Raw genomic sequence first — 25431 nt, forward strand, 5'->3', positions numbered from 1 at the left:
CCATGGCCGACCGCGTCCTCGTCGCGTACGACGCCACGCCCCTCGCAGACGACGCACTCGAGTTCGCCTTCGAACGATTTCCAGACGCCGAACTGACCGCCCTGTACGTCGTCGAGATCCCCGACAGTCACTGGGCGATTCTCGAGGGTCCCGAGATTCGGCTTCCGATAACCGAGCGGGCCCACGACCACGCGACGGAGGTCCTCGAGGGGGCGGTCGAACTGGCGGCGGAGTACGACCGCGGACTGACGACGGAGATCGAGACGGGCAAACCGGACCAGCGTATCGTGGACCTGGCAGCGGACGAGGGGTACGACGCGATCGTTCTGGGAAGTCACGGCCGATCGCGCGTCTCGAGTGCGTTGCTTGGCAGCGTCGCCGAGCGCGTCGTTCGGCAGTCGCCAGTTCCCGTCGCCGTGGTTCGATAGCTGTGGGGTCCATCGAGGCGTTCCCTCGAGCAGCTTCCGGTCTCGGTTCTCTCTGCTTGCTCGTCGCTCCCGGCGACGTGGACGCCGTTGAAACCTATTTGTAGATGATCGTGGTCGGTATCGACGGAATGTACGAGAGCGTACTCGTCGCGACTGACGGCAGTGGTTCGGCAAATCGTGCGGTCGAAGCCGCACTCGATCTCGCGTCGACGTTCGACGCCGAACTGTACGCGATTTCGGTCGTCGACACCCGCCGATACGGTGAGTCTGCCCTCTCCGGGAGCAAAAACGTCGTGGACGATCTAGAAGCGCGAGCGACGGAGTTGCTACGGGAGGTAGAAACTCGAGGCGACGTCACCGCCGTGACCGAACTCCGCCGGGGCCGACCACACGTCGCGATTAGCAACTACGCCGACGATATCGATGCGGACGTGATCGTCCTCGGTAATCGGGGACGTGGATCGGGCGGCGAAATCGGATCGACAGCCGAACGCGTGGTCAGATTTGCCGATCGACCGGTGCTAACGACGTAACTGCGGGTCCCCAACCGAGTTGATCGCATCTGTACCAGCGAACTGATGCCACCGAGTTGATCGCATATGTGACAGCAATATGACAATATCGGGCTGATCGCGTCTACACCGGGGAGGGGAATCACGTGTGTAACTGTGACGTATCAGCCGAGCTAGTGTGACCTATTTGAATCCTTTCGACGTTCGTTCCGTCGTACCGATGTACGAGACGATACTGGTCCCGACGGATGGCAGCGACCCGGCGAACCGTGCGGTCGAGCACGCGTTGACGCTCGCGGACAGATACGGCGCTGACGTCCACGCGATGTACTGTGTCGAAACGCACCGATACGGCGAACCGGCCCTGAGTAGCACCGAAATCGTGCTCGATCGACTCGAGGACCAGGGAGCTGAACTCCTCGAGCAGGTAAGCCAGCGGGCGGAGGCCAACGGGGTCGGGTGTACCTGGAACGTCTGTCACGGTCGTCCATGGGAGGAGGTTCGCACGAAGGCGGGTGATTTAGACGCCGATCTGATCGTCATCGGCTATCAGGGCCAGAGCCACACGAAGACGAACCGAATCGGGAGCGTCGCCGAGCGAATCGTCCGAACGTCGGATCGTCCCGTTCTGACCGTATGAGCGTCCGTCTCGACTCAGACAACCGTCTATCCCGACTCGTAAGACCGTCGCGTCGACAAAGTACTGTGATTCGGACGGATTGTTGTCGCGTTTTACCGATGATCACTTGACAGATCTCTGATCGGCGGAAAAAACTCACTGGAATCCGTATTAGGCCATCGGCCGTTGCTCGCGACGAGCAACAGAACGAAGGCGATCGTTGCCGTACGGACGGCTATGTACGACGACGTGCTCATCGCAACCGACGGTAGCGACGTCGCGACGGAGGCCGTATCGATCGGCGTCTCGCTCGCCAGCACGCTCGAGGCGACCGTTCACGGGCTGGCGGTCGTCGAAGACGGACGCGACAACTCGGCACGACGCGAGCGTCGCGAGACGGACGCTGAGGCGGTTGCGGGCGAGGCGTCCGAAGCGGGGTGTGACGCGCGGGCGAACGTTCGAACCGGGAGGCCCGCCGACGAGATTCTGGCGTACGCCGACGAGCACGAAATCGACGCGATCGTCGTCGGAACGCACGGGCGAACGGGTTTACGCCAGACGTTACTCGGCAGCGTTGCACTCGAGGTGATCCGCGACGCACGCGTGCCCGTGCTCACGGTCGGCCCGGAAGCCGAGTGGGAGCCGAATCGCCCCGACGATGTGCTTCTCGCGACCGACGGGACCAGCGGCTCGGCGGCAACGGTGGAACACGCGCTCTCGATCGCTGAGGCCTGTGACGCAACGGTCCACGCGCTGTACGCGGTCGACGTCGACCCCGACGTTCCGGAACTCCGAGAGCGGTTCGAGTCCCACGGCCAGACGGTCACCACGTCCGTCACGGACCGGGCCGAAAAACGCGGCGTCGACGCGACGAGGACGCTCGTCCGGGGATCGCCACACGACGCCATCCTCGAGTACGCTGCGGACGAGAACGTCGATCTGATCGTCATGGGGACGGAGAGCAAGTCGGGCATCGAGCGACTCGTCATCGGGAGCGTCTCCCAGCGGGTGGTGCCGAACGCGAACGTCCCCGTGATGACCGTCCGGTCGATCGAGTCGTCGGAGTGAGACGGTTCCATCGACTCGTCTCTCCGGTCGATATCGACGAGTGGCTCGTCGGTGTCGACGGTTCTCCGGCAGCAGTGGAACTCGAGCGCTCGAATCGGTCAGCGATCCGCTCCCGCCGTCCGGACGAGCAGGTAGTCCGCGTCGGCTTCGCCTCGCTTCTCACCGACCGTGTACCGAATTTCGACGACGGTCGGCTCCTGTGTGTCGGTCGCGACGCGATCGTAGATTCGATCGCCGAGTTCCGGTTCCGGCCCGGGATCGGGACTCCGAACCGTAACGATGACCCGATCGACCGACCGAATCGGATACTCGTCGTCGAGTACGACTTCGACGGATTCGGCCTCGACGTCGTCGTACTCTGGATCCTCGAGCACCGATTCCACCGCTTGCTCGGTCGTGGACGTCAGTTGGGTCGTCTGAAACTCGAGGAGGGTGACGCCGACCAGCGGAGCCGCGAGGACGACGAGTGCGATTCCGAACACCGCCGCGTACGTGATGGTTTGCGTGCGGGTGGGGGAGACCTCGAACAGACCCTGGGGCCGGTAACCGGCGACCCAGAGAGTGACGAGCGCGGCGAGGTTGATCGACAGGACGTTGACGACGACGAGCAAGAGCGCTCCGAGGGCGGCGCCGTACATCCCCCAGGCGGTCGTGATGCCGACGGCGGCCGCGGGTGGGATCAGTGCCGCTGCGATCATCACGCCGACGATCGCCTCGGAGAACCCCCGCGTGAGGCTGAGAATACCCGCGACACCGGCCCCGAGGGCTACGGCCAGGGACAACAGGTTCGGCGACACCCGCTCTTCGAGTTCGGCGACGACGACGATGTCGACCCCGCCCGGCTCGAGCCCGCCCAGTCGAGCGAGCATCGCGATCGCGATCGAGGCGACGATGACGACGGCGACGCCGATCGTCTGATACCGAAACCCCCTCGACTGGAGGTCGTCGTCACCGGTGACGATCCCGACGCTCGCGGCCAGTGCGGGCCCGAGCAACGGCGCGATGACCATCGACCCGACGACGACTGCGGGAGAATCCGACAGCAAGCCCGCGGTGGCGACGACGGCGCTGATGAGCAACATCACGAGGTAGACCGAGAAGACCGGAGTGAACGCGTCGGCTTTCGTCCGCAACACCTGCCGCGACGTTCGTTCGCCTCTCGTCCCGCCGTGGCTGTACTGATCCCGTAACTCGTCGAACTCTTGGGAGACGACCGTCTCGGCGTCGATCACGACGACGCGGGCGTTCTCGAGGCCGGCGTCGGCCAGTCGGTCGAGGACCGGTTCGACCGCTCGCGTCGGGAGCGGGAAGCGAACGACCGCCGCGTCCTCGGTTCCGCTCGCGCTCGCTTCGTCGGTTACGACGTACTCGATCCCCTCGTCGTCGAGGGCGTCGATGACCGTCCGTCGATGCTCGCTGGAAACGGTGATCTCGAGGTACCGCATCGACGGAGCGGACCACGGGTGGACGGATAATTTTACTCGATGTCGATTCGTCGTCCTGTGGGCTCCGTCGGTTCGCGCTTGGGAAGTGTCACCGTCACGACGCCGTTTCGGTACGTCGCCTCGATGGCGTTCTCGTCGACCGGGTCCGGCACCCGAACCGACCGGCTCAGCGACTGTCGTTTGCGCTCGCTTTTGATGTAGAACGCCTCGTCGTCGCCCTCCTCGGTCGTCGCCTGCTCTCGCTCGGCGGTGATCTGAAGCGTGTCACCGGACAGCCTGATATCGATCTCGTCTTTCTCGAAGCCCGGAACGTCGGCCGTCAGCACGAACGTTTCGCCCCGGTCTGCGAGATCGATACCCATTCCCGAAGCCGTCCCGGTATCGGTCCCGGACATCCCGAACTGGGCTCCGTTCCACTGCTCGAGGGCGTCCTCGAACTGGCGTTGCATCCGCTCGAACTGGCGCTCGAGGGTTCTGAACGGGTTATCATCGGTTGTCATGTGTATCGGGGAACTCGTGGCGCCCCGACAGGTGGTCCACCGACCGTCGAGTTAAACGTTTCATCGGGGCTACCCCGTCTGGTGTCTTTACCCACTCACCGATCGCACAGCCTCGCACTGCTCGAGGGAGACGATCCGCTCGTACATCGGTTGCTCGCGGCGGTCTGATCAGGGTTGGCCGCTGGCCGGCGAAGTGAACCGTGCGGGACTCACTCGCGGAGGCGGTTCCTCCGGCTGCTCGGTCGACGCTGCCCCGTCCACCGACGATCAGCCCGGCACCGTTTTACCGACTCGGTGAGTCCGAACGGACGAATGCAACTCGAGACCGCTACGATCGACATCGGCACCAGTCGACCGCTCGTCCTGTTGCACGCAGCCGACGCGGACGAACTGGGTGCGCATCCGCTCGACCGCGTTCGGATCGAGTGGGCCGAGGGGACGACGACCGGAATCGTCAAACGAACGGACGAGCTGGTCGAACACGGCACCGTCGGTCTCACCGAGCCGCTGCACCACGTTCGCGGTCCCGTCGCCGTCACGTTAGCGGGTTCGCCGTCGTCCGTCGGGGCCATCCGCAAGAAGCTCGACGACGCCGAACTCGAGCGTACAGAACTCGAGCGAATCGTGCAGGACATCCACGAGAATCGACTCTCGGACGTCGAACTGAGCGCCTACGTATCGGCCGTCTACGCGAACGGCCTCTCGCTCGAAGAGACCACACACCTGACGACGGCGATGAGCGAGATCGGCCAGCAACTGACGTGGGAGACGCCGGTGGTCGCGGACAAACACTCGATCGGCGGCGTGGCGGGAAACTGTGTGACGCCGATCATGGTCGCGATCGTCGCGGCTGCGGGTGTGACGATGCCGAAAACGTCATCCCGAGCGGTGACGTCGCCGGCAGGCACTGCCGACGTGATGGAGGTCTTCTGTGACGTCGAACACTCGATCGACGAAATCGAGTCGATCGTCGCTGAGACGAACGCCTGCCTCGTCTGGGGCGGCGGCGTCGACCTCTCGCCGGTGGACGACGAAATCATCCGTGCGGAGAACCCGCTGTCGATCGATCCGGAGGGACAACTCGTGGCATCGGTCCTCTCGAAGAAGCGAAGTGCCGGCTCGACCCACGTCGTGATCGACGTTCCGTACGGCGAGGGGGCGAAAGTCGAGAGTCTCGCCGCCGCACGCGGACTCGCGGACGACTTCAAGCGCGTCGCCGACCACCTCGGGATCGACGTCTGCTGTGCGATCACCCACGGCGCGGACCCGATCGGTCGCGGCGTCGGTCCGGTCCTCGAGGCGCGGGACGTCCTCGCGGTACTCGAGGGACTCGAAGAGGCGCCGGAATCGTTGCGACTGAAATCGATCCGCCTCTCGGAGTTGCTCCTCGACCACTGTGGCGTCGATGCGGACGTCCTCGACCTTCTCGAGTCGGGGCGTGCACTCGAACGATTTCGGGAGATCGTTGCCGCACAGGGTGGCACTCCCGACGTCAGTTACGCCGATCTCGAGCCCGCAGCGGAGTCGACGGCCGTCCGCGCGGATCGGTCCGGCATCGTAACCCGCGTCGACAACAGAGCCCTCTGTGATCTCGCGCGCCGTGCGGGTGCGCCGCTCGACGGTCGAGCCGGGCTCGTCGTTCATCCGTCCGCCGGTGACGAAATCGACGTCGGCGATCCGCTCTGTACGATTCACGCTCAAACGACGGCTAAACTCGAGGAGGCCGCGAGTCTCGCCGACCGACTGGAGCCGATACGAGTTCGAAGCAAGACGGATGCGCTCGTCGAGCGACGCTGAGCGGTGGCCGATCGTCGCCAGTACCTCCGGTTCAGGGTCGTTTCCGCGTCCGTCACGTCTCGAGGTAGCGCGCCGGCACGTGCTCGCGAACGGGAGCCGGCAGCAACCCGGCTAGCCGCGCTGCGACTCCGGCCAGCGATTTGCGAAGCACCACGTAGACGCTCGAGACGGCGAGAAGCGCGATGACCACCGCCGTGACGACCTCGTTCCCGATGGCGAGCAGGGGGACCGCCACAACCCCGGCGAGTGCGAGGTCTTCGGGCGCACCGTCGTAGCGGACCACGCGCCGCGGTCGGAGCCACCGGCCGTGGTAGTGACTGTAGACGGCCCGCTCGGAAGTTCCCTGCCAGGGTCGGAGCTCGATCCCGCCGCCGAGGACGTCGCTGACGGCGTGTAACGCCGCAGCCGCGAGACCGACGGCGAGCGCGATCGTCCCCATCGTCGGAACGAGGACGGCGAGCACGGCGGCCGGGATCACAGCGATCGACGCGTAGACGGGGAAGTGAAGCGTCTTCCGGTGGCCCGTGTACATGTCGGCGTCGGGAGCGAACCCGCCGACGAGTCCCGCGAGGAACGCAGCCGGAGCGTACTCCGGAGCGGTTGCGAGTACGGGGAGTGCGAGCGCCATCCCCCAGAGCGCGTGCGTCGTGGCCATCATCGTGTCCTTCTGTAGGCGACGAAACCGTATGAACGTTTCCCACCCCGATCCGTTCGAGAACGCCGATCGGGTCGTCGACTTGCAGCGCCGATGGTCACGAATTTGACCCCCCAGTTCGAACTGCCGGTATGGAACGGACGGACGAGCTTGGCGCGTTGCTCTCGGAAACGGGCCCCAACGCCGTCGCTGGCTGGGTGCTCGTCTGTGTGCTGGTACTGACGGCCGTTCTGACGTTTCTCCAGGGGGCGTTCGACTGGACGTTCATCGTACTCCTGGTCGTCGCGATCGTTCTGGTCCCGAGCGTCGCCTTCCGGGATCCGCGTGTCATGCCGCCGTGGGAACTAATCGTGATCGTCGCCGTTCCGATCCTCTGGCGGGCGCTTCTGGGGAGGGCGTTCCTGACGGACGTTCCGGCGTATCTCGCCGTCGCCGCGCTGGCGCTTTTGATCGCCGTCGAACTCCACCAGTTTACGGCGCTTCGGATGAATCATACGTTCGCCATCGCGCTCGTGGTGTTGACGACGCTCGCGGTGGCCGGGATCTGGAACGTCCTCCAGTGGGTAGCAGACGTCGTCTTCGGAACGTCGTTCTTGCTCGACGGTCGGTCCCAGGACGCGATCAACGCCGACGTGATGATCGAGTTCGGCTACGCCGGAATCGCGGGTATCGGCGGCGGCCTCCTGTTCGACCTGTACTTCAGATCCCGCAACCAATTGCCGACCGACCGAACGTACGTCCCGCCGAAACCCCGCGTCGAGCCCGACGCGGGATCGACCGTCCAGACCCCTTCCCCGAAACTTCGAGACCCACTCGGAATCCCGCCGCGACGGCAGCGACAGGCCAGCCGTGCAATGCAAATCATCCTCGTCGGCGTCTTGCTCTGGGGGATCTACGTCCGTGACCTTCCGACCATCGCTAACGCCGCAGTGGCGCTCGTGATCACGTTCGTTCCAGCGCTCCTCGAGCGGGAGTACGACCTTCCGATGGACGCCGGACTCGTCCTCTGGATCACTACGGCCGTGTTCCTCCACGCGCTCGGTTCGGCCGGGTTGTACGACGCTATCGATCCGTGGGATCACCTCACCCATGCGCTGTCGGCGTCGGTCGTGGCCGCGACCGGCTACGCGATATTCCGAGCGGTTCACGTCCACACTGACCACGTCTTCATCCCGCCGAAGGTGATGGGCGTTTTCATCCTGATTTTCGTGTTTGCGGCCGGCGTCGTCTGGGAAATCCTCGAGTTCGTCATCGACCAGAGCGCGATCGCACTCGACCTCGACGCCGTCCTCGCCCAGTACGGAATACACGATACGATCGTCGATCTCATCTTCAACGCCGTTGGCGCGATTATCGTCACGCTGTGGGGAACGGCGTATCTCACGGACGTCGCCGACTCGATTTCACAACGGTTCGACCGGTGGGCCGAAACCGAGTGATACTATCGGACAGAACGATGTGGCGGTCGGTCACCCTCCTGCGGTCGTCTCCGATTGCGACGGCCGCGAATTCGTGACCGACGTCTCACTGACTGCTGTCCGACAGTACGACCGAACTGCTCCGCACCGAACGCCCTGTACCAGTGCGTCGTCTTCGTTCGGTTGCTTCCTTCCCGGCCGGAATGGCCGTGTCAGTGACGTGATCCGAGACGAGAGGCTGCCTGTCGACCACGTGTCCCCGTCGGCCGCCACTTTCGTCGACTCGAGTCCGGCGCCGATTCTCGAATCCCTGTCGTCGTCGGAGACGGGCCACGTCGTTCACAAACACTGACGCGATCCGAAACCGTTAGCCGTCCGATCGGTGTACCGACACCGATGGCGAGTGTCATCCTCCCGACGTTCGAGTGGACGAGATCGTGCGAACAACTGGCTCAGCAACTCGAGACCGAGGACGAACTGCTCGTCGTCTGTGATAGCGAGGACGATCCAGTCGCGACCGCCGACTTGCCCGATCAGGCCGACCTCCTCGTCGCCGGGGAGCCGGAGGGGTGTTCGGGAAAGGCAAACGCCGTCGCACTTGCGCTCGAGCACGCGTCTCAGGACCGGATCGTGCTGACCGACGACGACGTCGAACGCGAAGCCGACTGGCTGGCGACGATCAAACGGCTCGGCGAGGAACACGGAACGGTGACGGCGATTCCCGTCTTCTACAGCGACGAGTACCCGTTCAAACTGTTGGAACCACTCTGCATCGTCGTCGCCTCGTTCGTCGTCGACCGGACGAACTGGGTGACCTGGGGCGGCGGTGTCACCGTCGATCGGCGCGATATCGACCTCGAGGGCTACGTGGCCGACTTGCGCCGAACCGTCTCGGACGACGCCTTACTCGCCGAGTACACCGACGACGTCGTCGCCTCGCGCGAACTCGTCAATCCGGTTTGCGTCCCAGGCGGGCCTCGAGTCACCTACGAACGGATTACGCGATTCGCGACCATCTTTTACCGGTTTGCACCCCGAAAATCGCTCGCGATCATCGGCCTCTTTCTGGCTGTCATCGCGGCCGGACTCGCCGCGCCGTTGCTGGTCGCCGCAGGCGTTACGTACCTCGCTCGCGACCGGTACCGGGCACTCGGCGTCGACCGGCGGACGTGGCTGTTCGCGATCCCCTCGCTCGTTCTCGCGCCGCTTTTCGGACTCGCCGGAATCGTCCGACCGACGTTCGTCTGGGGCGGGCGCCGGTACCGATGGGACGACACGTTCGACGTGACCGTCCTCGAGTAGATCGCCGTTTTCACGTCGACCGAATCGTGACTGGTCCTCGGCCTCCCGTGTCGAAGGACCACCGGACTCGCCCTCGCAGGAAATCGGCGTCGGAGTCCGTATCACTCCTCTGGCACCCGCGCCCGCTAAAGCAGTTTCCCGATCGCTCGACGCGAACGACGTCGTCCGTACGTTTGCAGTGGAGGCAATCCCGATCAGTTTCTCGTCGGGGATGTGATCGACCACCCCTCCGTAACGGCGTCGCCAACGTCGGTATCTTCGGGGATGGGGCTACCGGTTCCACCGTCCGGACTATCCAGCCCCTTCAACGTTCCAGATAGGCCATCGCCTCCTCGTCGGATACCTGTGTGAAATTCGCGTAAAACTGACCGACACCCCTGAACCCGGCAGGGGTCTCGAGACAGACGACCTCGTCGACCTGCGCTTCGAGGTCGGCGATCGTTCCTGGTGGACCGACCGGGACGGCCAGGACGATCCGGTCGGCGTCGGATCGCTCGAGTTTCGAGAGACACGCCCTCAGGGTCGAGCCGGTCGCCACCCCGTCGTCGACGACGACCACCGTTTTCCCGGCCAGATCGGGTGCCGGTCGCCCGCCGCGGTAGCGTTCGGCCTTTCGTCGAGCGTTCTCCGCTTCGATCTTTCGCCGTTCTTCGAAGTACCCCTCGTCGGTTCGCGTCCCGCCGATTGCCCGTTCGTTCCGCCAGACGCTTCCGTCGCTCGCAACTGCGCCGACGGCGTACTCCGGGTTGCCCGGCGCACCGATCTTCTTCGCGACGACGACGTCGAGCGGTGCCTCGAGCGCGTCCGCGACTGCACGTCCCAGTGGGAGCCCGCCCCGGGGGATGGCGAGGACGATATCGGCGTCCACTCCGCGGTCTCGAAGGGTTTCGCCGAGGCGGTCCCCGGCGTCGGCTCTGTCGGTGAACTGTCGAGCCCCGGACATCGTTTCGAACGGTTTCACGGGACGAGACACCAAAAAACAGGTGGGCCATCGATCCGACTGCCCCATAGCATCAAGATCACTGCTGATGTCGCATCAGATATGGCCCACGGTACCGATTCACTCGTCACTATCCCGGTCGACGGCGTCGAACTCGAGGGTTCCCTCGAGGTGCCACCGGATGCAGCGGGCGTCGTCGTCTTCGCTCACGGGAGCGGTTCCAGTCGGAAGAGCCCCCGGAACAACTACGTAGCAGACGTCATCCGTCGTCGCGGACTCGGCACGTTGCTGTTCGACCTCCTGACCGAAGTCGAGGACCGGGATCGGGAGAATCGATTCGATATCCCGTTGCTCACGGACCGTCTGGTTGCCGTCACCGAATGGCTGCGGTCTCGCGAGGACACGCGAGAGGTCCCAGTCGGCTACTTCGGCTCGAGTACGGGTGCCGCGGCGGCGTTGCGGGCTGCGGCACGATTCGGGAACGACGTCGACGCCGTGGTCTCCCGCGGCGGGCGGGTGGATATGGCCTCAGAAGCCCTCGAGGCGGTTCGAGCGCCGACGCTGTTCGTCGTCGGTAGTGCAGACACACAGGTACTCGAACGCAACCGCGACGCACGAGCGCACCTCACCTGCGAGAACGACCTCCACGTCGTCGAGGGAGCGGGCCACCTCTTCGAGAGCGAGGGGGAACTCGAGGAGGTCGCCGACGTGGCGGCCGACTGGTTCGCTGACGCAGTGGCGTGATACCATCGACGCTCGCCCGCTGGGATCACGACAGTCACTCCTGAGTCCGCCTCCCACGAACACCACCGATCAGCCCGTCTCGACCGTTATATCGCCGACCTGCGTCGTCTCGTGGTACGTACAGATGTAGACGTCCATCTCCTCGGACGCGACGACGCCCTCGAGGGTGGTCTCTTCGCCTTCGTCGCCGAGGTCTTCGCTCTGGTAGTCGTCGATGATCTCGTCGTCGCCGTCGCGGATCTCGAGGTTGTGCACCACGCCGTCGGCGTTGATCCACGTGAAGTCGTACTCCTGGCCCTCGATCAGCGTGAGCGTCGGATTGTCTTCACCCTCGATGATCGCGGGTTCGACGCCAGTCCAGGCCTCGATTCGTCCCTCGAAGACGAATTCGCCGATATCTTCCCACTCCTCGTCCACGTCGTCGTCCTCGTCGTTTACTTCATCGTCCACGTCGTCGTCAGCGGGTTCGTCCTCGTCGTCCGGACACCCCGCGAGCATCGCGAGACTCGCCGCTGCGCCGATCCGCAGCAACGTTCGTCGAGACGGTCGCCGATCACTTCTCATAGCCGTTTCCACACTGAAGCAGAAAGTAAAGCCAATACACCGTGGGCACGACTGTTCGACGTCCTGAAACGTTCGAACCCGCCACTCGAACGTCGGCGACGGGTTGGATTCTTTTTTCGAACACTCGCCGTCGAACCGCCCGAGACGGGTGTCTCGAGTCTGTCGATCGGCTACTACGAGAACGAAAAGTAAGCAGGTTCCGTCACCGTTCGAGCACAGAGCTGCCCTTGCGGGCACCAAGTGAGCCCTTCGAACGACGTGGCTGTCGACTGGCCGATCAGCCGTATCACGGTCCGACCGTAGGGGACTCGAGACTGTCGTCCATCCAACGGAAAACCACCCCGCGAACCGTTACACGCGGCCACTATCCCGCGAACCGTTACACGCGGCCACTATCCCGCGAACCGTTACACGCGGATACCATCCGCTATCCGCGCCGTTCGCTCGCGTCGTCGCCGACTATGTGAGGTAGGTCGCGACGGCTACCCCGAACAGTATGGCGTGCCAGACGATCGCCGACGCTGCGACCCGCGGATCCGACGGCGGCAGGGGCGGATTTCGGAACATGGCGTCGTAGACGAACAGGGTCGCCACGAGCGTCCCGGCGAAGAGCCCGGCGCTGAAGCTCACGGACGTCAGGAGTCCCAGGAGTACTCCGCCCAGGAGGCTCCCTGCGATGCCCGCCAAGACCTTGTCGTAATGTTCGACCATTCGTACTCCCCTCGTAACGAGATACGGCTCCGGTCGGGAGAAACCACCCGCACGTTCCCAGTCCGTAGGATTCGGTCGTGATCGGTTCGTAGTCGACGTGCGTCTCCCTCCACTCTCGATTCCCGGTGTAGACACGCTCGATGTGGGCGGTTCAGCGCCGTCGGGAGTCGGACTCGAGTTCGCGATCGCTCTCGAGCGTATCCTCGTGAACCGATGGCCCGTTCTCGTCGTCGAGACGCCAGCCGTTGCCCTCCCGATCGAGTAGCTGGACGTCAGCACAGTGGATGCACCGAAGCGGATAGACGGGACCGTCGTCGGCCGTGACGACGACTTCGTGAATCTGGGGATGGTGCCAGTCGTGGCCGTATAGCCGGCACTGCCAGTTGAGGTTCAGATAGCCCATAGAGTGTGCTATGTTCCCATGAAACATAAGACGATCGACGCGTCGCTCGAGGCGTTATCTCACGGCCAGAAGAGCACACCGGTCCCTGAAACCGGGTCGTCAGTGTTCGTCTCGATCACGTCGGTCGGACACCATATATTCTCCCACTTATTCCCACGCGACAGGAGTCGTCAGAGGCTTGTAACTGGTTGGTCCGCGTGGTATCACGTATGACACCCGGACCACTCCCATGTAATCTGAAAGCCCAGGATCGGCCGACCGGGTGCGACCCGCCGGCGATCGTAGAGACGGTCTCGGACGACGAGGCCAGAGCGATGTTCCTGGCGTGTACAGAGCCGAAAACGGCGAAAGAGATCGCGACAGAGTGTGATATTCCCACGAGCACAGCGTATCGAAAGCTGGACAAGCTGACGAACGCCGGAATGCTAACACCAGTAGACGAAGACCAATCTTCGATGGCGACACGGTACGTGAAGTCGATGGACTGTATCTCCATCACGTACGACGATCCAGTACAGATCGAGTGCGTCAAAAGCGGGCTGCGGTTATCCTGTGAGGTCTGACCAACCACGTCCCAGTTTTGAACCCCTTTGACAGAGCAGGCTCGAGACAGGGCCGGCCGTCTCCTCCGCGTTTGACCCGGAAACGGTCCACCGTCCACTGTTCCAGTTCATCTCCGCCGTGAGGTCGCTGTTGTCTGGACGTATCGCCGATACTCGATAGTAGCTACTGAACGTCACTGCACACCCGATCGCAGGACGACATTGCGATCAGCGTGTCAATCGTTGTAGCTGTTACTACGTCAGCGACCGAAGATTCCACTATAGTAATCGTTGAAACGGTTCTCCCCGCTCGTACGCAAGCGGCCAGAATCGCCAGCGCTGGCCGCTAATTCGCGAGCGGGAGTGTAATGACGAAAACGACTACTATCGGGTCGCGGTGCTTCCGATCGGAGACACCGAACTGGGGGTCGACGGCTCCACTCGAGCGGGCTCAGGGCCGCCTTGGGGGACTACAGCTACTTTTACCCGAACGTGGTAGGGCCCCCCGATGTACGACACGATTCTCGTACCGACCGACGGAAGTTCGGTATCGGAAGACGCTGGAGCGTACGCAACCCGACTCGCTGACCGATTCGGCGCGTCGCTACACGTCATCTCGGTTCTCGAGCGCGGAGTCCTCGGCGACGACGAAGACGAGAGCCACCGGGCGGTCGAGGTACTGGCCGACCGAGCGAGAGACCGTGATCTCGAGGTGACGACCGAACGCCGCGATGGTGACGATGACGTGCACGAAGAAATCCTCGCGTCGGCTGACGAACGCGACGCTGACCTGATCGTGATGGGGACGACCGGTCGCAGTGGCCTCGGCCGATTCCTCCTCGGCAGCGTCGCCGAACAGACGCTCCGACAGTCGTCGATCCCGGTCGCGACCGTCCACGAGGAGTCGAGGCTCGAGAGTAAGTTCGAGCGCATCTTGGTCCCCACCGACGGGAGTCGAAGTGCGGAGGCGGCACTCGACCACGCCATCGATCTCGCAGCCGAGACCGGAGCGCGCCTCCACGTCGTCCACGTCAGCGACGAGAAGACCGTCGGTGAGACGATGACGTTCGACGTGGCGGATACGACTGCAGACGGTGACGACACCGACGACGTCGGACTCGAACCTGTCGACGACGCGCTCGAGCGCGTCCGCGAGTCGCGTTTGGACGCCGTCGAAGTCTCGGTCCCGAGCGGTCGCGTCGATCAGCGAATTCTCGCGACTGCGGCGATGCACGACGCCGACTGTATCGTGATGGGAACCCACGGCGAGACCGGACTACGCCGATACCTCCTCGGGAGCACGACCGAGCGCGTCGTCCGCTTCGCCGGCGTTCCGGTAATCGGCATCAGCGCTCCCCGAACCGAAGGCGTGACCGTCGAATACCTCGACTACCGGGTCGTCGACGAACGAGGGTGGTCGTTCGAGGACGACGACCTCCTCGAGCGGGCTGCGGAAGCCGAGCTCGACGAGGAGGCACACGGTACGTTCGATGTGGCCGGCGACGAGTACGTCCTCGACGCAGCCGAGGCGGCCGGCCACCGCTGGCCGTTTCACTGCCGGGCCGGTGGCTGCGTGAACTGTACTGCCGTCCTGCTCGAGGGCGAACTCGAGATGGACGTCCAGCGAAGCCTTTCCGAGGAGGAGGTAGAACAGAAGGGGTTCCGGTTGACCTGCGTAGCCACGCCGGCGAGCGACTCGATCAAACTGGTCTACGGCGCGAAACACCTCGACGAGCTTCGGGATCGTGTCGTCTAGGGTCTCGTACTGGGGATACCTTTATCTGACAGATCGGTGTTCGTGTGGTCACAATTGCGTGATGCGACGATACCATGACGGCAGACACGAACAACGAACCTACCCATCACCTGGGCGTGGCGATCGGGAGCATCGTCGTGGCGGTCCTGTTGTGGGGTGTCGGATACGGCGGACAGCGAGTCGTCGCTGCCGTTCCCTTCTTCATCCTGTTCTTCGTGATGGTTATCGGCCCGCTTGTGCGCGTTCGGCCGGAGATCAGGCGTCGATTTTCCGGGAACTTCCCCGTGAACTGGCGGTCGGAGCTGGGGATCTGGTTCGCTATCTGGTCCGTTGTCCACGTCCTGTTCGTCTTCTGGGCCCGCGACTGGGACGTCGTCGGTTACCTCGTCGACATGAGTCCGTGGGCGTTCGGTGCCATGGTTGCCGTCCTCATCGCGATCGTCCTGGCGTTTACGTCTAACAACAAGGCCTACGACTATCTCGGCCCGAAAGCCTGGAAGTGGCACCAGAGCCACGGCACGTACGTCATCTTCTGGCTCGTGGCCGTTCACGGCTACGACCGGGCGTATCTCCGTCCGTACGAGGAGATAGGGTTTCCCTCGGACGATCCGCTCCACCTGCTTTACCTCGCGATGATCGTCATCGTCGTCGCGCTCCACGTGATCGCGTTCGTGGCAGTCGTCTCCGAGTACCGGCAGACCGGTGAGTATCCACCGGATCTGTAATCCGCTCCGAACAACCGCCTCGAGTCGATCTCTACCCCCGCTTGAGGACCCCGATCGTGGGGAGTCGCGACGATCTTCGCGACCCCGAACGCCAGAACGCCCTCGAGGGCGAACGCGCGGACGAGGGGGTCCTGGATAACCGGGTAGCCGACGCTGTAGACCTGCGGAACCGACAGCGTGAGGACGTCGAGTCCCCCGCCATTCCCGACCGCGAGCAACACCGATGTCTGGGGATCGGGCAGATCGAGGCGGCTACCGACGGTGGCCCCGCGTTCCACCGATCTGGACGATCGGGCCCTTGCGGCCGGTCGTCGATCACCTCGCGTGATATCTTTCAGCAACTACTGGCAGAACTCGAGTTCGAGTGGTACGAACTGCGGACCGACGACGTCTACGGGAGAGCGGCCGCCGACTGATACAGTCTCCCGCACTGATTTGCCGCCGCAATCGTGAGCCCTCTTGCAGTTGTGCCGGTATTGACCAACAGCGATCCGTATCAGTACCGCTCGAAGTACCGATCCTGAACCTTCACGAAGATCGCCATGAGAAGCGCGAAGGCGACCGCGGCGAGTCCGATCTGCAGCCAGTGGACGAACTGGAGCGGTTCGACGTCGAACAGGAGTTGACCGGTCGACGTGTAGAGAACGAGTAGCTGGAGCGTGACTGCGACGGCGACCGCCAGCACGAGCCACCGGTTCGAGAACAATCCGAGCCCGTACCGGTACCGGATCGCCTGAATGCGGACGATTTCGAAGACGACGAACCCGGTGAACACCATCGTTTGAGCGAGGTCGCGTCCCACCTCGTAGCCAGGGCTCCAGCCGAGCAGCGCACCGGTCACGTCGTAGCCCGGGATCAGTTCGCCGAAGTAGTTGAGAGTGAAAAGCGGGAGCAGACAGATCGTCATGAAGATCGCGATGCCGACGATCGACGTGACGATCCGCTCGGTGATGACGCCTTCCTCCGGTGGCCGGGGATCGCGATCCATGACGTCTTCGGCCGCGGGGTCGACGCCCATCGTGAGCGCGGGGATGCCGTCGGTGACGACGTTGATCCAGAGGACCTGAATCGGCGTGATAACGAGTCCGAGGCCGGCGAGCGTCCCGGTGAAGATCATCGTCACTTCGCCCCCGTTACCAGACAGCAGATAGTTGACGAACTTGCGGACGTTGTCGAAGATCCGACGTCCCCCTTCGACCGCATCTCGGATCGTCGCGAAGTTGTCGTCGAGCAGGACGATGTCGGAGGCCTGCTCGGTGACGTCCGTCCCGCGGATCCCCATCGCGACGCCGACGTCGGCGTTTTTCACGGCCGGCGCGTCGTTGACCCCGTCGCCGGTCATCGCCACCGTGTGCCCCTTGCCCTGAAGCGTCTGAAGGATTCGCGTCTTGTGATCCGGCGAGGTGCGCGCGAAGATGTCGACGTCGTCGACGACGTCCCGTAGCTCGTCGTCGCTCATTCCCTCGAGTTCGGGCCCCGTGATCACCGTCGTCGACCGGAGCCCGACGTCCTCGCCGACGGCTCGTGCGGTGACGGCGTTATCACCGGTGATCATCACGACGTTGATTCCGGCGTCGAGACAGCCCGCGAGCGCGTTCGGAACCTCGGGACGAGGCGGGTCGAGCATTCCCTGTAATCCGAGAAAGACCATCTCCCGTTCTACGTCTTCGTCGGGTTCTCGCGTCTGTGCGTCGGGGACGTCTGGCCGGTAGGCAAACCCCATCACGCGGAGGGCGTCCTCACCGAACTCCTCGGTTCGTCCCTCGATCGCTCGCCGTCGGTCGTCCGTCAGTTCGACGATTTCACCGTCGACGAGTTCTCGGTCGCACCGCTCGAGGACGGTCTCGGGTGCGCCTTTCATGTAGGCGGTCGGCTCTCCGCCAGGCGTCTCGTGGACGGTCGTCATCCGCTTGCGCGCCGAGGTGAACTCGACCTCCCCGAGACGGGGGTACTCGTCGGCGAGTTCGCGGTGATCGAACCCGGCTTTCTGTGCAGCGACGAACAGCGCGATCTCGGTGGGATCTCCGAGGTAGGTTCGCTCCCGCTCTTCGGATCCTTCTTCCGTCGGTTCGGTGTCGCCGTCACGCTCGCGGGTACCGAGGTCGACGTTGTTACAGAGCATCCCGCAGCGCAAAACCTCGGCGACCCGGTCGACGTCGACGGGTTCGCCGTTACGGCGAAACTCGCCGTCGACGTCGAACCCGGTGCCGGTCACGTCGTACGTTTCGCGGTTGGCGACGATCCGCTGAACCGTCATTTCCTCTTCGGTGAGCGTCCCCGTTTTGTCCGTACAGACGACGTCGACCGATCCCAGGGCTTCGACGATCGGCAGTCTCCGTACGAGTGCGTTCTTCTCGGCCATCCGACGTGCCCCGAGCGCGAGCGAGAGCGTGACGACCGCCGGGAGCCCCTCCGGAACCGCCGAGACGGCGATGCCGACCGCCGTCAGAAAGACCTGCAACGCCGGCGTATCGCCGATCACCAGTTCGGTGATCGCGATGATCGAGACGACGCCGATCACGCCCAGCGCGATGAGTTTCCCGAGGCGATCCATCTCCGCCTGAAACGGGGTATCGCGCTCTTCGGCTCCTTCGAGCGCCGTCGCGATCTGGCCGATCTCCGTTTCGGGACCCGTCTCGACGACGACCGCCGTTCCGGAGCCGCGTTCGACGACGGTGTCCTTGTAGAGGCTGTTCTCGCGTTCGGCCAGCGACGTCTCCTCGTCTACCTCTCCGACTTCCTTCGAAACGCCGACGCTCTCGCCGGTCAGCGCCGCCTCGTCGACGCGCAGATTCGATTCTTCGATCAAGCGAGCGTCGGCGGGGACGATATCGCCCGACTCGACGAAGATTACGTCCCCCGGAACGACCTTTCTGGCGTCGATCTCGGTCTTTTCGCCACCGCGGCGAACGAGCGCGTACGTCGTCGACATCTCCTTGAGCGCCTGGATGCTCTGTTCGGCGCGGTAGTCCTGCAGAAAGCCGAAGACGGTGATGAAAATCACCACGCCGGCGATGACCGCCGCGTCGATCGTGTGACCGACCGCTGCCATCACGGCAGCCGCGACGATGAGCACCCAGATCAGCGCGGTTTTGTACTGCTCGAGGAGGATCTGTAGCGGCGTAATCCCTTCTCCCGCTTCGATCTCGTTCGCCCCTTCCCGCTCGAGGCGGGTGCGCGCTTCGGACGGGTCCAGCCCCTCCTCAGATGTCTCGAGTGTCGCGTAGACGGCCTCGAGTGGCTGTGAGTGCCATTCGCTTTCCGTCGCGGATTCGGGTCGGTCGCTTCGCGCCGGCTCCTGGTCTCGTTCTGACTGTGACACGGATGTGATCTCGATCTCGATCGGTTGGCCGTCGCTCAGCTTCGTCGGACGGAACCGTCCCGAACTGACCGCCCTTTCAGTTTGCCGTCTTGCGGACGCTCGTCCGTCCTCCGCTCTGCCGACGCTCTCAGCCGGAAACCGAGACGTCCACCGACCTCCGTGCTGGCGATGCCAGCGCTCTGCGCGGTCATGTGGCGACTCGTACGACGATCCGTTCCTTAATACCCCCAGCAACGGGTTCCGTCCCTGACCGATCGGTTCCGGAGGCGACACCCACCCACCCCCTCCGGAACCGAGAGAATTCCGCGAACCCCATCGACTGTGGCGTGTCCGTCGTTCGCCGCGTTCACTCCCCGACGTCGTGTGTGGTTCGAACCGCACTGTTCGAAATCGGCAGCATGACGATCGTATCGCCCGTTATTCGGACCGTACGGAGCAGGTCGAGCGGTCGTCGGACTGCCGGTCAGAGTGGTGGCGGATACAAACTGCTAACCGACTGCAGGTGGAAGTTCGGCGTACGGTTTCGAATGGCTTCACCTCCCCCCACTGACGATTCAATCCGTTCGATCCTCGTTCCGACCGATGGGAGTCCCGCTGCCGAGGAAGCGCTTGTCCGGGCTCTGGCGATCGCCGAAGGCGTTCCCGAGGGTGTCGACGCACCGACCGTCCACGTTCTCGCCGTCGCCGATACGACCGACGCTCCGTTTCGGTTCGACAGCACGCTCGTTTCCGAACTCGAGGAGCTCAAGCGACGACTCGTCGAGGATATCGCGTCGGCCTACGAGGACCACGACGTCGACGTGAGCGGAGCCATCCGACGGGGTCGACCGTCTCGAGAGATCGATAGGTACGCCGAGGATCACGATATCGATCTCATCGTCCTCGGGCGGACGGGGCAGACGGGTGTGGGACGACTGCTGGGGAGTACGGCCGACCGGGTCGTCCGGACGGCTTCGGTTCCGGTCGTCGTCGTTCCCGGGCCAAACGACGACGTCGACGTCGACGAGGCCTAATCACACCCTCCCGATTCAGACGGTCCGTTCTGAGTCGTTACCGGTCGACAGCAGGACTGGCGGGCGACCGATTGACAATCAGACATCGCGGCCGTCTCGACGCGTCGGCTAGATGCGCCGTCCGTTCGGAGGTGGCTTTAGGAGTACCCGCCACGAACACAGAACCTGATGCCACGATCGATTCTCGTCCCGCACGACGGTTCGTCCTCCGCACAGACCGCGCTCCGGTACGCCATCGAAACCTTTCCTGACGCCCGAATCGTCCTCTTTCACGCGATCGATCCGTTCGAGGTGACTCCCGGGGAAGAGCAGTTACCGCCGTTGACCGACGAGTGGCTCGAAGACCAGCGATCGAGCACGACGGCGCTCTTCGAGGACGCGCGAGCATCCCTCGAGGTCGACGAGGTGACGATCGAGACCGAGACGGGTGTCGGCTCGCCGGCCCAGACGATCGTTGCCGCCGTCGAGGAGACTGACGCCGACCAGATCGTGATGGGGAGTCGAGGCAAAAGCGGTGCTCCCGGGCTTCGAATGGGGAGCACGGCCGAACTCGTGGTCAAGCGCGCGGACGTACCGGTGACAGTCGTTCGCTGACGATCGCTCCCCCGGAGACAGTCGTCGTCGCCGTTCCGGCTTCGATCGCTGCGGCTTTCCCCTTCGACCGAACTGCTGCGCTGGTGATCCCCCCATCCACTGCCGGTCACTGGTCACCTTCGTGGCGGACGACGGTGACGGGGACGGGCGACCGGCGGACGACCATCTCGGCGACGCTTCCGAGAAGTACTCTCGTTATTCCCGTCCGACCGTGACTCCCCATGACGACGTGATCGACGTCTCGTTCCTCGGCGTAGTCGACGATTTCGCGCGCCGGTTCGCCGACGACGCCGTCCGTCGTGATCTCCACGTCGTATTCGGCCGCCGCCTCGCGGGCCTCGTCGAAGATCCGTTCTTCTTCCTCGCCCGCCCGCTCGTACCACTCCTCCGAGCCGTATGCCGGTTCGGTCCTCACGTCGACCTCGGTTGTCGAACTGTAGCCCGGATCGGACGGATCGAGGACGTGGAGTGCGACGATCGACGCGTCGTCGTACTCTTCGAGGGCGAACTCGAGCGCCTGGATCGACAGCGGCGACCCGTCGACTGGAACGAGTACGTTGTGAGTCATCGTCGACTCCTACCCCATGCAGTCGTAAAATCCTATCCGGTGGGTGGACCGGACCCGGACCGCCTCCGAGGGCGGTGGAAGGCGGGACGGACGTCGCGGACACGCCCGCCTCGAGGCGTTCGTTCGCCACAATCCGGATGGCTGTCGTGACTGCGACGGGGTGGTGTACTCACTCCGATGGCGCTCGAGCGGACCGCTGGGCGTACGTCGGCGGTTCGATCGCGTGTCGGAGTCCCGTCCACTCGTCGACCGTCAACTCGTAGATCCGAACGTGTTCCGTTTCGCTCGCCGTCTCGAGTAACTCCGGTCGCCACGTCGGCATCTCGTCGTCCGTCACCGCCGATTGCTCGTCTTCGGACAGACGGCGAGGGGCCCCTGTCAGGAGAACGCTTCGCCAATGAAACATCGTCTCCGCACTGTACACGAGGAAGCTGACGGTCTCCGCCCGTTCGGTGAGATCGACCTTTCGACTCTCGGGGCCGACGACGAACACGAAGTACAGTCGCGAGTCCCCGTCGAACCCGTACGACATCGGGAGCAGATAGGGGGTCCCATCGGTCGGTAGCCCGAGGACGCCGAGGCTTTTGGTCGCGAGAAATCGTTCGATATCGTCGTCGTCCATCCGTTCCAGGCCGTAATCGGTGAGTTCGTCGACTGTCATCCCTACCGTATCACACGCGACCGAGGGTCATAATTCGCACACCGCTCTCTCGACTCGGCACGTGTTTCTATCATACGGTTTACTGTAAATCATTACCGGCGAACCCGAAACCCGGGCGACGGGTGCGCCGGTACACAGGTACAGTAATCCGTATCACGGGCTGTCGACCGCAAAGCCGTCGGCCGTTAGCTCGGCTCTCCCTCGAGACAGGCACGTGCCCGATCCGCGGTGTCACGGAGGAGCGTGAGGTCGTCGGTGAACACCTCGATCGCGACGGTTCCGTCGAACCCCGCGAGGTGTTTCCTGACGACGTCGTAGTCGATCTCGCCGGCTCCGATCGGGATGTGCGTATCGCCCCGGCTTCGCGCGTCGTGGACGTGGACGTGTGAGACGAGGTCGCCGTAGCGCGAGCAAAACCGATCGACGCCGTCGTCGCCGTCTTCCATATACGCGTGCCCGACGTCGAAACAGACGGCGGTCCCGGTCTCGCGGGCGAGATCTCCGAGGACCGAAAGCGGGAGCCCCTGTTTCTGGTGACCGACGTTCTCGACGACGAGTTCGACGCCGAACTCCTCGCCAGCCGTCGCGATCGCCTCGAGTTGCTCAGCGAACAGCGGTCGAAGATCCGTATCGTGTGGATTCCGGGCCGTCCCGTGGAGGACGGCTTTCCTCGCGCCGACCGAACCGGCCCACTCGAGCAGGCGGGTCTGGTAGTCGAGAATCGCCTCGTTGATTTCCGGCACCGGCGTCACGACGACCTGCTTGAACGGGAGATGGACGCAGAGGTCGGCACCGGCGTCGTCGAGTATCGTCTCGAGTCTGTCGGCGTCGATTTCGGCGGTGTCGACGCCTTCGCCCAGCGACAGTTCGGCCAGATCGAACCCGTCGATCGTCTGCGCCATGCGATCGAGCGAGTCGCCGACGGTGAGACCACAGTCCATACGCAGTTTACGAGACGCGCCGCTCTTAAAGACGGCGTCGATCGGCGTCCAGGTGGCGTCAATCGACACCGCACGATAGTAACCACTGCACGTCATCCCACACCTGATCGCCAGACGGATCGGCGGTCGGTGTATGATTGGTTTACTGTCCGTCAGTTCCGGCGCACCCGCGATCCGGGCGGCGGGTGTGCCGGTACATCGGTACAGGAATCCTGGAATGTTCGTCCACTATATCTGCTTGTAGAACGCTGACTCGTCTAATCAGGACTGAGAGATATTCAGAATATCGTGCTGGATATACAGCGCGAATGTCGTACGGACTGGGGGCCAATCGACGCGGGAGACTGAACGGTCAGTGTGGATGAAAGAGATTGCACACACCCACCCGAACTATACTCCCGGTAGTTTTCCTTCCACGGGTGCCGACCGCTGCGGATGAGATGAAGTATATAGGCCTACGTTACCGGACGTACGGGTCATTCCGGCGATAGACTGGTACTGGAGCAGATATGTGAATATTATAACAATACTTGTACCCGCTCGAGCAAGACCGACGTGATGGCACCAAGCCAGAACTCGAACGGCGTCCGTACGACACGACGATCGGCGATTGCGACCATCGGCTCGGTTAGGACGGTTCAGAAGAACGACCAGTGGGTTCCGGGTGTACTACCCGAAGCATAATACTGGTGGTTCACGAACGTGGTCGATATGCCCGACGAGGAGGCAGCGGCCGAGGCCTTCGGCACGCTGTCCGATCCCACACGGATCGCGATTCTGCGGGCGTTCGCGGAGGCCCTGGACGAGCAGGGGCTCTCACCGGGCGGGTCGATGCCGGAGCTGTCCTTTTCGGCGCTGTACGATCGAGTCGAGGTCGACTCGACGTCGCGACTCTCCTATCACCTCGAGGAACTCGACGGGACGTACCTCCGGCACACCGACGATGGCTGGAAGTTTACCTACGCCGGCGAGGCGATCGTCAGGCAGTATCTCGCGGGTGCTTACGCAGGCGACATCGAGTTCGAGCCATTCGAGACCGATGGGGGCTGCCTGCACTGTGACGCCGAGGCGCTCGTGACGGACGTCGAGGACAGGATGTTGCTCCACCGGTGTGAGGAGTGTGGAGGGTGCTTCGGGAACATCCCCGTGACCCCGGCGCAGGTAACGGATCGAGGGGACGACGCCGTGCTCGAGAGCGTGAAGACGCGGACTGCAAGCTACTTTCAGCAGTTCCGCGACGGGGTCTGTGCGATCTGCGGGGGGAGCAACGATATCGAGGTCAGGGACGTCGAGGACGTTGCACCCGAGCCGCTCCGGTTCGTCGCGATCGCACGCTGCCAGAGCTGCTGGACCAGATTCAACGGCCCGCTGTCGGTATGGCTCGCCACCTATCCCGCTTCGATCGCCTTCCACTGGGATCATGGTGTCGACACCACGTCGCTGAGCACGTTCGAGATGGTGCCGCGCGTCATGGACGAGCGGTGGTCCACCGAACGCCTCGCGTCAGACGCGTACGAAGTGACGTATCGCGTCGGCGAGAACGTCCTCCGACTGCTCGTCGACGACGACCTCTCGGTCGAGCGTGCCGAGCGCGTGCGACGCGACTCGGTCGGCGATCACTGATCTTTTCGAATTTCCTACTCAATAGCTGTTGAGTGATTTCGGCCCAAGAGCAGATTGGCCGAGTCACTCGCTCAGAATACCGCCGGATCTACTCAACGCTCCTTTTGAATTGGATGCGATATATGTCATTTCTTCGATAATACTTAAGAGGAAGTCCGGGTGACGTTCGGATACGCGATGAGCGCACTCGAGATGAACGACCTGACGAAGCAATACGGTGGCCGGCCGGTCGTCGTCGCGTCGCGGCGTCCGGCGGTACTGGAGCGAATCGCCGACCGTGTCGGGGTGCTGGAGGCCGGCGAACTCATCGACGTCCAGCGGGTCGACGGACGAACGGTCGACGACGAGGCGACCGTCCGGCTGCGGGTCGATCGCGTCCCCTCGATGGACCTCGAGGCGATCCCCGGCGTCGAGTCGGCGACCGAACGGTCCGACGAGCTGATCGTTCGCGTCTCCGACGCCGACGGGAAGGCGACGATCGTACTGGAGGTTGCCCACGCGGGCGCTGCGATCCACGATCTCGCCGTCGCAGCGCTCGACGAGCCGTATCGACAGCGAACGACCGACAGCGAACGCTAAC

The 25431-nt window shown here is 63.7% G+C and carries 27 protein-coding genes; 16 read left to right on the forward strand and 11 right to left on the reverse strand.

Annotated features, from left to right (window positions below):
• The first annotated feature begins 2 nt into the window (after positions 1-2).
• The 4 genes from EA473_RS08220 to EA473_RS08235 all read left to right on the forward strand — a co-directional run bounded on the left by EA473_RS08220 (position 3) and on the right by EA473_RS08235 (position 2627).
• Entirely contained in the window at positions 3-428 is a 426-nt protein-coding gene (locus EA473_RS08220) for a universal stress protein (RefSeq protein ID WP_124195179.1), read from the forward strand.
• A gap of 128 nt (positions 429-556) precedes the next feature.
• Entirely contained in the window at positions 557-961 is a 405-nt protein-coding gene (locus EA473_RS08225; protein WP_124195266.1) for a universal stress protein, read from the forward strand.
• A 199-nt stretch (positions 962-1160) separates the two neighbouring features.
• Entirely contained in the window at positions 1161-1580 is a 420-nt protein-coding gene (locus tag EA473_RS08230; protein WP_124195180.1) for a universal stress protein, read from the forward strand.
• A gap of 216 nt (positions 1581-1796) precedes the next feature.
• On the forward strand, positions 1797-2627 hold the full coding sequence (locus EA473_RS08235) for a universal stress protein (RefSeq protein WP_124195181.1): 831 nt from the start codon (positions 1797-1799) through the stop codon (positions 2625-2627).
• 98 nt (positions 2628-2725) lie between these two features.
• Here the strand turns inward: EA473_RS08235 and EA473_RS08240 are convergent, their stop codons facing one another.
• Together EA473_RS08240 and EA473_RS08245 are read right to left on the reverse strand one after the other, a co-directional pair.
• Positions 2726-4072 (reverse strand): TIGR00341 family protein, encoded by a 1347-nt coding sequence (locus EA473_RS08240; protein ID WP_124195182.1) that lies wholly within the window; start codon positions 4070-4072, stop codon positions 2726-2728.
• A gap of 32 nt (positions 4073-4104) precedes the next feature.
• A complete protein-coding gene (locus EA473_RS08245; protein ID WP_124195183.1) occupies positions 4105-4572 on the reverse strand; it encodes an Hsp20/alpha crystallin family protein in 468 nt (155 codons plus the stop codon).
• 312 nt (positions 4573-4884) lie between these two features.
• Here EA473_RS08245 and EA473_RS08250 point away from each other — a divergent pair, with 312 nt between their 5' ends.
• Positions 4885-6369: an AMP phosphorylase gene (locus tag EA473_RS08250; RefSeq protein ID WP_124195184.1), complete on the forward strand. Its 1485-nt coding sequence runs from the start codon at positions 4885-4887 to the stop codon at positions 6367-6369.
• A 52-nt stretch (positions 6370-6421) separates the two neighbouring features.
• Here EA473_RS08250 and EA473_RS08255 read toward each other — a convergent pair whose 3' ends face one another.
• A complete protein-coding gene (locus EA473_RS08255; RefSeq protein WP_124195185.1) occupies positions 6422-7027 on the reverse strand; it encodes a metal-dependent hydrolase in 606 nt (201 codons plus the stop codon).
• 128 nt (positions 7028-7155) lie between these two features.
• On the opposite strand from EA473_RS08255, the gene EA473_RS08260 reads away from it, so the two are divergent.
• Both EA473_RS08260 and EA473_RS08270 read left to right on the forward strand, forming a co-directional pair.
• A complete protein-coding gene (locus EA473_RS08260) occupies positions 7156-8463 on the forward strand; it encodes a hypothetical protein (RefSeq protein WP_124195186.1) in 1308 nt (435 codons plus the stop codon).
• Positions 8464-8838: 375 nt separating this feature from the next.
• The gene (locus EA473_RS08270) at positions 8839-9744 is read left to right on the forward strand and encodes a glycosyltransferase family A protein (RefSeq protein ID WP_124195188.1); all 906 of its coding nucleotides are present in this window, start codon (positions 8839-8841) and stop codon (positions 9742-9744) included.
• A gap of 304 nt (positions 9745-10048) precedes the next feature.
• On the opposite strand, the gene EA473_RS08275 is transcribed toward EA473_RS08270, so the two are convergent.
• The gene (locus tag EA473_RS08275; protein WP_124195267.1) at positions 10049-10687 is read right to left on the reverse strand and encodes a phosphoribosyltransferase; all 639 of its coding nucleotides are present in this window, start codon (positions 10685-10687) and stop codon (positions 10049-10051) included.
• A 99-nt stretch (positions 10688-10786) separates the two neighbouring features.
• Between EA473_RS08275 and EA473_RS08280 the strand changes: the two genes are divergently transcribed.
• Positions 10787-11428 carry a dienelactone hydrolase family protein gene (locus EA473_RS08280; RefSeq protein ID WP_124195189.1) on the forward strand — a complete coding sequence of 214 codons (642 nt, stop codon included), beginning with the start codon at positions 10787-10789 and terminating at the stop codon, positions 11426-11428.
• A 69-nt stretch (positions 11429-11497) separates the two neighbouring features.
• Here EA473_RS08280 and EA473_RS08285 read toward each other — a convergent pair whose 3' ends face one another.
• The 3 genes from EA473_RS08285 to EA473_RS08295 form a co-directional block, all read right to left on the reverse strand.
• Positions 11498-11992 (reverse strand): cupredoxin domain-containing protein, encoded by a 495-nt coding sequence (locus tag EA473_RS08285; protein WP_124195190.1) that lies wholly within the window; start codon positions 11990-11992, stop codon positions 11498-11500.
• 459 nt (positions 11993-12451) lie between these two features.
• Complete coding sequence (locus tag EA473_RS08290) at positions 12452-12703, reverse strand: hypothetical protein (RefSeq protein WP_124195191.1); 252 nt, start codon at positions 12701-12703, stop codon at positions 12452-12454.
• A gap of 151 nt (positions 12704-12854) precedes the next feature.
• Complete coding sequence (locus EA473_RS08295) at positions 12855-13106, reverse strand: hypothetical protein (protein ID WP_124195192.1); 252 nt, start codon at positions 13104-13106, stop codon at positions 12855-12857.
• Between the two features lie 209 nt (positions 13107-13315).
• Here EA473_RS08295 and EA473_RS08300 point away from each other — a divergent pair, with 209 nt between their 5' ends.
• The 4 genes from EA473_RS08300 to EA473_RS08315 all read left to right on the forward strand — a co-directional run bounded on the left by EA473_RS08300 (position 13316) and on the right by EA473_RS08315 (position 16545).
• Positions 13316-13669 carry a winged helix-turn-helix domain-containing protein gene (locus EA473_RS08300; protein ID WP_124195193.1) on the forward strand — a complete coding sequence of 118 codons (354 nt, stop codon included), beginning with the start codon at positions 13316-13318 and terminating at the stop codon, positions 13667-13669.
• 487 nt (positions 13670-14156) lie between these two features.
• Complete coding sequence (fer, locus tag EA473_RS23055) at positions 14157-15404, forward strand: ferredoxin Fer (RefSeq protein ID WP_124195194.1); 1248 nt, start codon at positions 14157-14159, stop codon at positions 15402-15404.
• A 74-nt stretch (positions 15405-15478) separates the two neighbouring features.
• Positions 15479-16129: a hypothetical protein gene (locus EA473_RS08310; RefSeq protein ID WP_124195195.1), complete on the forward strand. Its 651-nt coding sequence runs from the start codon at positions 15479-15481 to the stop codon at positions 16127-16129.
• Between the two features lie 56 nt (positions 16130-16185).
• Positions 16186-16545, forward strand: coding sequence for a hypothetical protein (locus EA473_RS08315; protein ID WP_124195196.1), 360 nt, complete (start codon positions 16186-16188; stop codon positions 16543-16545).
• 80 nt (positions 16546-16625) lie between these two features.
• Here EA473_RS08315 and EA473_RS08320 read toward each other — a convergent pair whose 3' ends face one another.
• Positions 16626-19451, reverse strand: a complete 2826-nt coding sequence (locus EA473_RS08320; protein ID WP_124195197.1) for a cation-translocating P-type ATPase — start codon at positions 19449-19451, stop codon at positions 16626-16628.
• 527 nt (positions 19452-19978) lie between these two features.
• Here EA473_RS08320 and EA473_RS08325 point away from each other — a divergent pair.
• Positions 19979-20464: a universal stress protein gene (locus tag EA473_RS08325; RefSeq protein WP_124195198.1), complete on the forward strand. Its 486-nt coding sequence runs from the start codon at positions 19979-19981 to the stop codon at positions 20462-20464.
• A gap of 168 nt (positions 20465-20632) precedes the next feature.
• Positions 20633-21058, forward strand: coding sequence for a universal stress protein (locus EA473_RS08330; RefSeq protein WP_124195199.1), 426 nt, complete (start codon positions 20633-20635; stop codon positions 21056-21058).
• A 106-nt stretch (positions 21059-21164) separates the two neighbouring features.
• Here the strand turns inward: EA473_RS08330 and EA473_RS08335 are convergent, their stop codons facing one another.
• The 3 genes from EA473_RS08335 to EA473_RS08345 all read right to left on the reverse strand — a co-directional run bounded on the left by EA473_RS08335 (position 21165) and on the right by EA473_RS08345 (position 23228).
• On the reverse strand, positions 21165-21626 hold the full coding sequence (locus EA473_RS08335) for a universal stress protein (protein WP_124195200.1): 462 nt from the start codon (positions 21624-21626) through the stop codon (positions 21165-21167).
• A 169-nt stretch (positions 21627-21795) separates the two neighbouring features.
• Positions 21796-22287, reverse strand: coding sequence for a pyridoxamine 5'-phosphate oxidase family protein (locus tag EA473_RS08340; RefSeq protein WP_124195201.1), 492 nt, complete (start codon positions 22285-22287; stop codon positions 21796-21798).
• A 185-nt stretch (positions 22288-22472) separates the two neighbouring features.
• Positions 22473-23228, reverse strand: coding sequence for a sugar phosphate isomerase/epimerase family protein (locus tag EA473_RS08345; RefSeq protein WP_124195202.1), 756 nt, complete (start codon positions 23226-23228; stop codon positions 22473-22475).
• Positions 23229-23939: 711 nt separating this feature from the next.
• Here EA473_RS08345 and EA473_RS08350 point away from each other — a divergent pair.
• Positions 23940-24851 carry an ArsR/SmtB family transcription factor gene (locus tag EA473_RS08350; RefSeq protein ID WP_124195203.1) on the forward strand — a complete coding sequence of 304 codons (912 nt, stop codon included), beginning with the start codon at positions 23940-23942 and terminating at the stop codon, positions 24849-24851.
• A 177-nt stretch (positions 24852-25028) separates the two neighbouring features.
• Positions 25029-25430, forward strand: a complete 402-nt coding sequence (locus tag EA473_RS08355; RefSeq protein WP_124195204.1) for a hypothetical protein — start codon at positions 25029-25031, stop codon at positions 25428-25430.
• Position 25431 lies beyond the last annotated feature (1 nt).

Source organism: Natrarchaeobius chitinivorans (assembly GCF_003841505.1).
GTDB lineage: Archaea > Halobacteriota > Halobacteria > Halobacteriales > Natrialbaceae > Natrarchaeobius > Natrarchaeobius chitinivorans.